At 72.5% G+C, this 7,394-nt stretch carries 8 protein-coding genes; 3 read left to right on the forward strand and 5 right to left on the reverse strand.

Translation table 11 applies throughout. The features are described from left to right. Positions 1 to 41: 41 nt before the first annotated feature. From ACFU6K_RS24735 to clpS, 4 genes are all read right to left on the reverse strand, one after another. Positions 42 to 473 carry a Mov34/MPN/PAD-1 family protein gene (locus ACFU6K_RS24735; protein ID WP_380666452.1) on the reverse strand — a complete coding sequence of 144 codons (432 nt, stop codon included), beginning with the start codon at positions 471 to 473 and terminating at the stop codon, positions 42 to 44. Positions 474 to 526: 53 nt separating this feature from the next. Continuing rightward, a complete protein-coding gene (locus tag ACFU6K_RS24740; RefSeq protein WP_380666453.1) occupies positions 527 to 2,011 on the reverse strand; it encodes an amino acid permease in 1,485 nt (494 codons plus the stop codon). 226 nt (positions 2,012 to 2,237) lie between these two features. Then, complete coding sequence (locus ACFU6K_RS24745) at positions 2,238 to 2,810, reverse strand: DUF2017 domain-containing protein (RefSeq protein WP_380666454.1); 573 nt, start codon at positions 2,808 to 2,810, stop codon at positions 2,238 to 2,240. A 92-nt stretch (positions 2,811 to 2,902) separates the two neighbouring features. Further along, complete coding sequence (gene clpS, locus ACFU6K_RS24750; RefSeq protein ID WP_049654313.1) at positions 2,903 to 3,196, reverse strand: ATP-dependent Clp protease adapter ClpS; 294 nt, start codon at positions 3,194 to 3,196, stop codon at positions 2,903 to 2,905. Between the two features lie 139 nt (positions 3,197 to 3,335). Between clpS and ACFU6K_RS24755 the strand changes: the two genes are divergently transcribed. Together ACFU6K_RS24755 and ACFU6K_RS24760 are read left to right on the forward strand one after the other, a co-directional pair. Continuing rightward, entirely contained in the window at positions 3,336 to 4,670 is a 1,335-nt protein-coding gene (locus ACFU6K_RS24755) for a nicotinate phosphoribosyltransferase (protein WP_380666456.1), read from the forward strand. Between the two features lie 248 nt (positions 4,671 to 4,918). Beyond that, positions 4,919 to 5,509, forward strand: coding sequence for an isochorismatase family protein (locus ACFU6K_RS24760; protein WP_380666458.1), 591 nt, complete (start codon positions 4,919 to 4,921; stop codon positions 5,507 to 5,509). 123 nt (positions 5,510 to 5,632) lie between these two features. Here ACFU6K_RS24760 and ACFU6K_RS24765 read toward each other — a convergent pair whose 3' ends face one another. Beyond that, positions 5,633 to 6,637 (reverse strand): hypothetical protein, encoded by a 1,005-nt coding sequence (locus ACFU6K_RS24765; protein WP_380666460.1) that lies wholly within the window; start codon positions 6,635 to 6,637, stop codon positions 5,633 to 5,635. Between the two features lie 256 nt (positions 6,638 to 6,893). Here ACFU6K_RS24765 and ACFU6K_RS24770 point away from each other — a divergent pair. Then, positions 6,894 to 7,394, forward strand: a 501-nt coding sequence (locus ACFU6K_RS24770) for a hypothetical protein (RefSeq protein WP_380666462.1), incomplete at its 3' end; no start/stop codon positions are given.

The following is a 7,394-nucleotide window of genomic DNA, read 5'->3' on the forward strand; positions in this document are numbered from 1 at the left end:
CCTTCGGAGGGGTCGGCGGGCCGGGTCTGCGTCGGCACCGGTCACACCGGGTAGGCCTCGACGACCTGCACGTCTTCCTCTGTGATCTCGCCGTCCACGATGCGGAACGAGCGGAACTGGTAGGGGTCCTCCTCGCCGTCGCCCTCGGCGGTGGAGACCAGGACGTAGTGGGCGAACGGCTCGGAGGCGTAGCTCACGTCGGTGCGCGAGGGGTAGGCCTCGGTGGCGGTGTGCGAGTGGTAGACGATCACCGGCTCCTCGTCCCGGTCGTCCATCTCGCGGTAGAGCTTGAGCAGGTCGCCCGAGTCGAACTCGTAGAAGGTGGGCGAGCGGGCCGCGTTGAGCATCGGGACGAACCGCTCGGGCCGGCCGCTGCCGGCCGGTCCGGCGACCACGCCGCAGGCCTCGTCCGGGTGGTCGGCGCGGGCGTGGGCCACGATCCGGTCGCGGAGTTCTCGGGTGATGGTCAGCATGCGGTCAGGATAGCCACGCCCCGGCGGCCGTCCGCCGGGTGTCCGAGGCGCGGTCAGCGGGCGTCCACGTTCCCGTCGAGGGCGTTCCCGTCGAGGGCCTTCCCGGCGGGGGCGGGTGCCCCGTCCGGGGCGGCGCCGAGGACGGCCTGCGGGTCGCGGCGCTTGAGCACCTGGTAGCCGCCGACCAGCAGCAGCGCCCAGACCGGGAAGACGAACAGTGAGATCCGGTTGTCCCGGTCGAGTGCGATCAGCACCACGACCACGGCGAGGAAGGCGAGCGCGGCCCCGCTGACCCAGGTGCCGCCGGGCGCCTTGAAGGTGGGCGGCGGCAGGTGGCCCGCCCGCCAGGCCCGGCGGTAGCGGATCTGGGAGATCAGGATCATCGCCCAGGTCCACAGGCCGCAGACCGTGGCGACCGAGGTGATGTACTCGAACGCCCGCGCCGGGACGACGCCGTTGAGCACCACGCCGATGCCCATCAGCAGACAGGAGACGGTGATCGCGAAGGCCGGGGTGCGGCGGGAGTTGAGCTTGGTGAGCCGTCCCGGGGCCTGCCCGCGCAGCGCGAGGTCGCGCAGCATGCGGCCGGTGGAGTACATCCCGGAGTTGCAGGAGGAGAGCGCGGCGGTGAGCACCACGAAGTTGATGATGCCGGCCGCCGCCGGGATGCCGATCTTGCCGAAGGCGGCGACGAACGGGCTGACGCCTGGCCGGAATTCGGTCCACGGCACGAGCGAGAGGATGACCACCAGGGCGCCGATGTAGAACAGCATGATCCGCCACGGCAGGGTGTTGATGGCCCGCGGCAGGGTCTTCTCGGGGTTCTCGCTCTCGCCCGCGGTGACGCCGACGAGTTCGACGCCCAGGTAGGCGAACATGACGATCTGAAGGGTCATCACGGTGGAGCCGATGCCCTCCGGGAAGAAGCCGCCGTCCTGCCACAGGTGGCCGAGTGACGCGGTGTCACCGGCCTTGCTGAAGCCGAGGGTCAGCACACCGACGCCGATCAGGATCATGCCGATGATGGCGGTGACCTTGACCATGGAGAACCAGAACTCGATCTCGCCGAACAGCTTCACCGAGATCAGGTTGGCCGCGTAGAGCAGGACCAGGAAGGTCAGCGCACTGGCCCACTGTGGTATGCCGGGTGCCCAGAACCGCACGTAGACGGCGGCGGCGGTGGTCTCCGCCATGCCGGTGACGACCCAGAACAGCCAGTACGTCCAGCCGGTCACGTAGCCGGCGAAGGGGCCGAGGAACTCCCGGGCGTACTCGGCGAAGCTGCCGGAGACCGGGCGGTAGGTGAGCAGTTCGCCGAGCGCCCGCATGATCACGAAGATCACCAGGCCGGCGACGGCGTAGGAGAGGATCAGGCTCGGACCGGAGCGGGAGATCGCGGTGCCCGCGCCGAGGAACAGGCCGGTGCCGATCGCGCCGCCGATCGCGATCATCTGGATCTGGCGACTGCCGAGCCCGCGCTCATAGCCTTCCGCGTCCGGTGGGGTATCGACCCTTTCGTCGTACAACTTCTCGGCCACTGTGCACCGTCCTGGTCGGTCTCGGGGGTGGAGAAGTCGTACCACGCAGGGTTCGGATAGCGGCGTCCATCTGAGCGTTATTTGAGCATAGCCTGGTATGATTTGCCCGATTTTCATAGGAAATGCCCCAGCTGATCGTCCATATTCTGGACAAAACGGCCGGGGCTTGCCCGGAATCGGGCAGGATCGACCCGCAGAGCGGTCCGTGCGGAGCAGTCCGCGCAGGTCAGTCCGCCATCGCCTCCAGCAGCGACTCCTGCAGGGCGCCCAGCCACAGGTACGCCATCACCAGCGGCTTGCGCTCGTCGTCGTCGGGCAGCTCGTAGAGGCCGTCCTCGTCGTCCTCGGTGACCTCCAGTCGGACGCCGACGGCCAGCCGCAGGTCGTTCAGCGCGCCCAGCCAGCGCAGGCAGTCGGGCGCGGCCAGCTTGAGCACCCCGCCACCACCCAGCCCGTCCAGCGCCCGGACGACGAACAGCGCGTCGTCCCGCTTGCGGGCCCGCAGGTCCAGCTCGGTGAAGCGGCGGAACTCCCCCGACGCGGCCGCGGCCTCCTCGTCCGCCGGCTCCTCCGGGTCGCTGTAGGCGTCCGGGAAGAACCGGGCCAGCACCGGGTCGGCGGGCGCCTCGGTCGGCCCCTCGGCGAACAGCGCGGCCAGCGGGTCGCCGCCCTCGCCGCCCGGGCCGGGGCCGATCAGCTCCAGCACCTGCACTTCCAGCGAGCGCAGGATGGAGGCCTCCCACTCGTCCAGCGCGATCGCCGCGCCACCACTGCCGGTGCTCTCGAACAACCCAGCCATCTGTATCGGTCAGCCCGTCTTCGTCGTCTTCGGTCGTACGGCCGGCGCCGGTCGGCCCGGCATCGGTCGGCCCGGCGTCAGTCGGCCCGGCGTCAGTCGTGCTGCAGCGTCGCCCAGAGGCCGTAGCCGTGCATCGCCTGGACGTCGCGCTCCATCTCCTCGCGGGAACCGCTGGAGACCACCGCCCGGCCCTTGGTGTGGACGTCCATCATCAGCTTCCGGGCCTTGTCCTTCGGGTAGCCGAAGTAGGCCTGGAAGACGTACTGGACGTAGCTCATCAGATTGACCGGGTCGTTGTGCACGATGGTCACCCAGGGCGTGTCCGGCTCGGTCACCGGCACCCCCTCGACCTCCGGGCGCTCGATCTCCACGGGCGCGACGCTCACCCCGGTCCTCCTCGCTGCACAGTCGTCCGTAACCCCTCATGCCCCATGCTGCCATCCGGGGGACACCCGGGCGATTCCGACCCGGCGCGCTCGACGAGAAATCGTCACTCTGACGCTAAGTGGTAGTAGCATCATCCGTATGGACGCCACTTCCGTGCGAGCGGCCGCTTCGACCGCCCTGCTCACCGACCGCTACGAGCTCACCATGCTGCAGGCCGCCCTGCGCAGCGGGGCCGCGCACCGCAGCTCCGTCTTCGAGGTGTTCACCCGCCGCCTGCCGAGCGGCCGCCGCTACGGCGTCATGGCCGGTACCGGCCGGGTGCTGGACGCCGTCGAGAACTTCCGCTTCACCACCCCCCAGCTGGACTGGCTGGCCGACCAGGACGTGGTCGACGAGTCCACCCTGCGCTTCCTCGCCGACTACCGCTTCCGCGGCGACATCCACGGCTACCCCGAGGGCGAGGTCTACTTCCCCGGCTCCCCCCTGCTCACCGTCGAGGGCACCTTCGCCGAGGCCGTGATCCTGGAGACGGTGATCCTCTCGATCCTCAACCACGACTCGGCCATCGCGGCCGCCGCCTCCCGGATGACCGCCGCCGCCGGCGGCCGCCCGGTGATCGAGATGGGCGCCCGCCGGGCCCACGAGCACGCCGCCGTCTCCGCCGCCCGGGCCGCCTACGTGGCCGGCTTCGCCGCCACCTCCGACCTGGAGGCCGGCTTCACCCACGGCATCCCGACCACCGGCACCGCCGCCCACGCCTTCACCCTGGTGCACGACAGCGAGCGGGACGCCTTCAAGGCGCAGATCGCCTCCATGGGCAAGGGCACCACGCTGCTGGTCGACACCTTCGACCTGCGCGAGGCCGTGCGCACCGCGGTCGAGGTGGCCGGCCCCGACCTGGGCGCCGTCCGGATCGACTCCGGCGACCTCACCCTGCTGGCCCACCGGGTCCGCCGCCAGCTGGACGACCTCGGCGCCGACCGGACCAGGATCATCGTCACCTCGGACCTGGACGAGTACGCGATCGCCGCCCTGGCCGCCGCCCCGGTCGACGGCTACGGCGTCGGCACCAGCCTGGTCACCGGCAGCGGGCACCCGACCTGCGCGATGGTCTACAAGCTGGTCGCCCGGGCCGAGACCGACGGCGGGCCGCTGGTACCGGTCGCCAAGCGCGCGGCCGGCGGCAAGACCAGCATCGGCGGCCGCAAGTGGGCGGCCCGCCGGCCCGACGCCGACGGCGTGGCCGAGGCCGAGGTGGTCGGCACCGGCCCCGTCCCGGACTACCTGCGCCCGCACCTGACGCAGGTGCCGCTGGTCCTGGGCGGCGAGACCGTCGGCCGGGAGCCGCTGAGCGCCGCCCGCGACCGGCACGTGCGCGCCCGCGCCGCGCTGCCGCTGTCGGCCACCCAGCTGTCCAAGGGCGACCCGGTGCTGCCGACCGAACTGGTCCTCCCCGCCGGGCCCGGCCGCTGACCGGAACCCGGGGCCGGACCACCGGACCGGCCCCGGGGATCCCGCCCGCGCGGACGGGATTTCCCGGACGGGCCCCGGGGCTTCCGCCCCCGGGTGCCACTCCCTAGAGTCAGCCGTAGAGTTCCCCGAGTTCCCCCGGAGCTCCCCGAGTACCCCCCGCGCCCGGCACGGCCGGGCCGCGTACTCCCGAGGGCTCCCCCACCGGGGCGCCGCCTCCCGCGGGCCCCCGAGATCCGAGGATGCGAGCCATGCACCGGGCACTGATCGTCGTCGACGTGCAGAACGACTTCTGCGAGGGCGGCAGCCTGGCCGTCGCCGGCGGCGCCGAGGTGGCCGCCGCCATCACCGACCTGATCGCCGAGGCCTCCCCCGGCTACCAGCACATCCTCGCCACCCGCGACCACCACATCGACCCGGGCGACCACTTCTCCGCCGAGCCGGACTACGTCGACAGCTGGCCGCCGCACTGCGTCGCCGGCACCGAGGGCGTGGGCTTCCACCCCAACTTCGCGCCCGCCGTCATCTCCGGCGCGGTCGAGGCGGTCTTCGACAAGGGCGCCCACTCGGCGGCGTACAGCGGCTTCGAGGGGCTGGACGAGAACAACCGCGGTCCGGTGGAGTGGCTGCGCGAGCGGCAGGTCGACGAGGTCGACGTGGTCGGCATCGCCACCGACCACTGCGTCCGGGCGACCGCGCTGGACGCCGCCCGGGCGGGCTTCACCACCCGCGTGCTGCTGGACCTCACCGCCGGGGTGAGCCCGGAGACCACCGCCGCCGCACTGACGGAGCTGCGGGCGGCCGGGGTCGAACTGGTCGGCGCACCGGTGGTCCGTTCGTAACGGCTCCGGAGGGCGTGTCGTGCGGGCGGGCCGTGGGTCCGGCCGCACGGTCCGGTCGGCCGGCGTGCTCCGGTCGGTCGGCGCGGTCCAGTCGGCCGGCGCGGTCCGGTCGGCGCGGTCCGCTCAGACCACCAGCAGCTCCACCACGTCCGTCCCGCCGGCCCGGTACGCCTCGCGCAGTTCGCCGCCGACCGCGTCCGGGTCGGCGGCCAGCGCGGCCCCGCAGACGTACACCACCCGGATGCCCAGGTACTCCATCCGGTGCTGGCCGCCGCGCACCCAGGCGGCCTCGCCCTCGCTCACGCTGCGCAGCTCCGAGTCCACCTCCACCGCGACGCCCCGCTCCGGCCAGTAGAGGTCCGGGACGGCGATGTACGTGCCGCCGCGCATCCGCAGCTCGGGGGCGTTCAGCGGGGCGGGCAGCAGCCACTCCTCCGCCAGGCGGCCGATCCGCTCCAGCGCCAAGTCCCGTTCGGCCGCCAGCAGTTCGTCCAGCGCGGCCCGCACCCGCGGTTCGCCGGTCAGCCCCGAGTCGGCCAGCTCGGACACCAACTCCCGTACCGTGCAGCGGTTCCCGGGCAGGGCGACGGCCTCCCGCAGCACCTCGCGCACCGGCGCCGCGCCACCCGGCTCCGCCGTCCACTCGACCAGCGCGTCGGCGACCGCCCGGGCCACCGGGGCACAGGCCAGGCCGTGCACCGAGCGGGCCACCAACTCCCGTTCGGTGCGCCGGATCCGCACCTCGCCGACGTCCTTCAGCCGGCGCTGCCGGGGCACCAGGACATCCACCCCGGTCACCGCGGGCAACCGGGGCACAACCGTGAAGCCGTACAGCGCCAGCGCGGCCGTCCCGGTGATCACCGCACCCTCCCGGCGGCCCTCCTCCCGGCCGTTCTGCGCGGCGTACAGCAGCGCGGCCCACATCCGCTGCTCCGGGGTGGGCTCGGCGGACTGCAACAGGTAGACCCGGGGCAGCACCCGCTGCCAGGGGCCGCCCCGGCGGCAGTGCTCGGTGATGATCCGGGCCGGCACGCCTCGGGCGCGCAACTGGCTCGCGGTGACGACGTTCTGTTGACGCTTCGCCAGCTCCTCCAGGGACGGCGGCGGCGACGGAATCCGGTAGCTCATGCCGACACCATCCCCAACCGTCCGGACCCGCGACCGAGACCCTGACGCACTGTTACTCAACCGTCGCGAAACCGGGATCAGCCCGCACTAAAGTCCTCATACCCTCACTCATTTGGAGTAATTGACGCTCATCAGGTTGTCATATGTGATCGAAAACGATCGCCGACCTGGTCGCCTGACCCAGAGTGATCAAAGGCATACGGCGAGGGACCCCCAAGGCGTCAATCCCGCCCCGGGGATTGCCTAGGCTTACGTCATGTCACGTGACGAGACCGCCGGCCTCCGCGCGGCCCAGCTCCGCCTCGGCCGTCTGCCCGGATACGTCCGCCGCCCGGACCCCGCCCGCCGCAGCGGCGAGAAGGGGCATACGTACAAGAAGGGCTGGGAGGTCCGCTTCACCGCCCGCAGTGAGGCCGAGATAGCAGAGATCCGCGACCTCGTGGTCGCCGCCGGGTTCGCCCCGGCCAGGCCCTTCTTCAAGGGCCACCAGCTCATCCAGCCCGTCTACGGCATGGCGGCCGTACAGGCCTACCTGGCCGCTAGACAGGCCGCCGAGGAGCATGCCGCCCGGGCCGCGCTCGGCCGCCGGCGGCGGGCCGCCGGGCACGCCCCCGGGGCGCTCACGGGTGGCGTGCACGCCCCCGCCGCGCATGCCACGGGTGTGCACGCGGCGAGTGCCCACGCCGCAGGTGCGCATGCCGCCGGTGCCCACGCCACGGGCGCGGCGCATGCGGGTCCGGCGCACGCGGGCCCGGCG

Origin of the sequence: Kitasatospora sp. NPDC057512 (assembly GCF_042802135.1) — a bacterium.
GTDB lineage: Bacteria > Actinomycetota > Actinomycetes > Streptomycetales > Streptomycetaceae > Kitasatospora.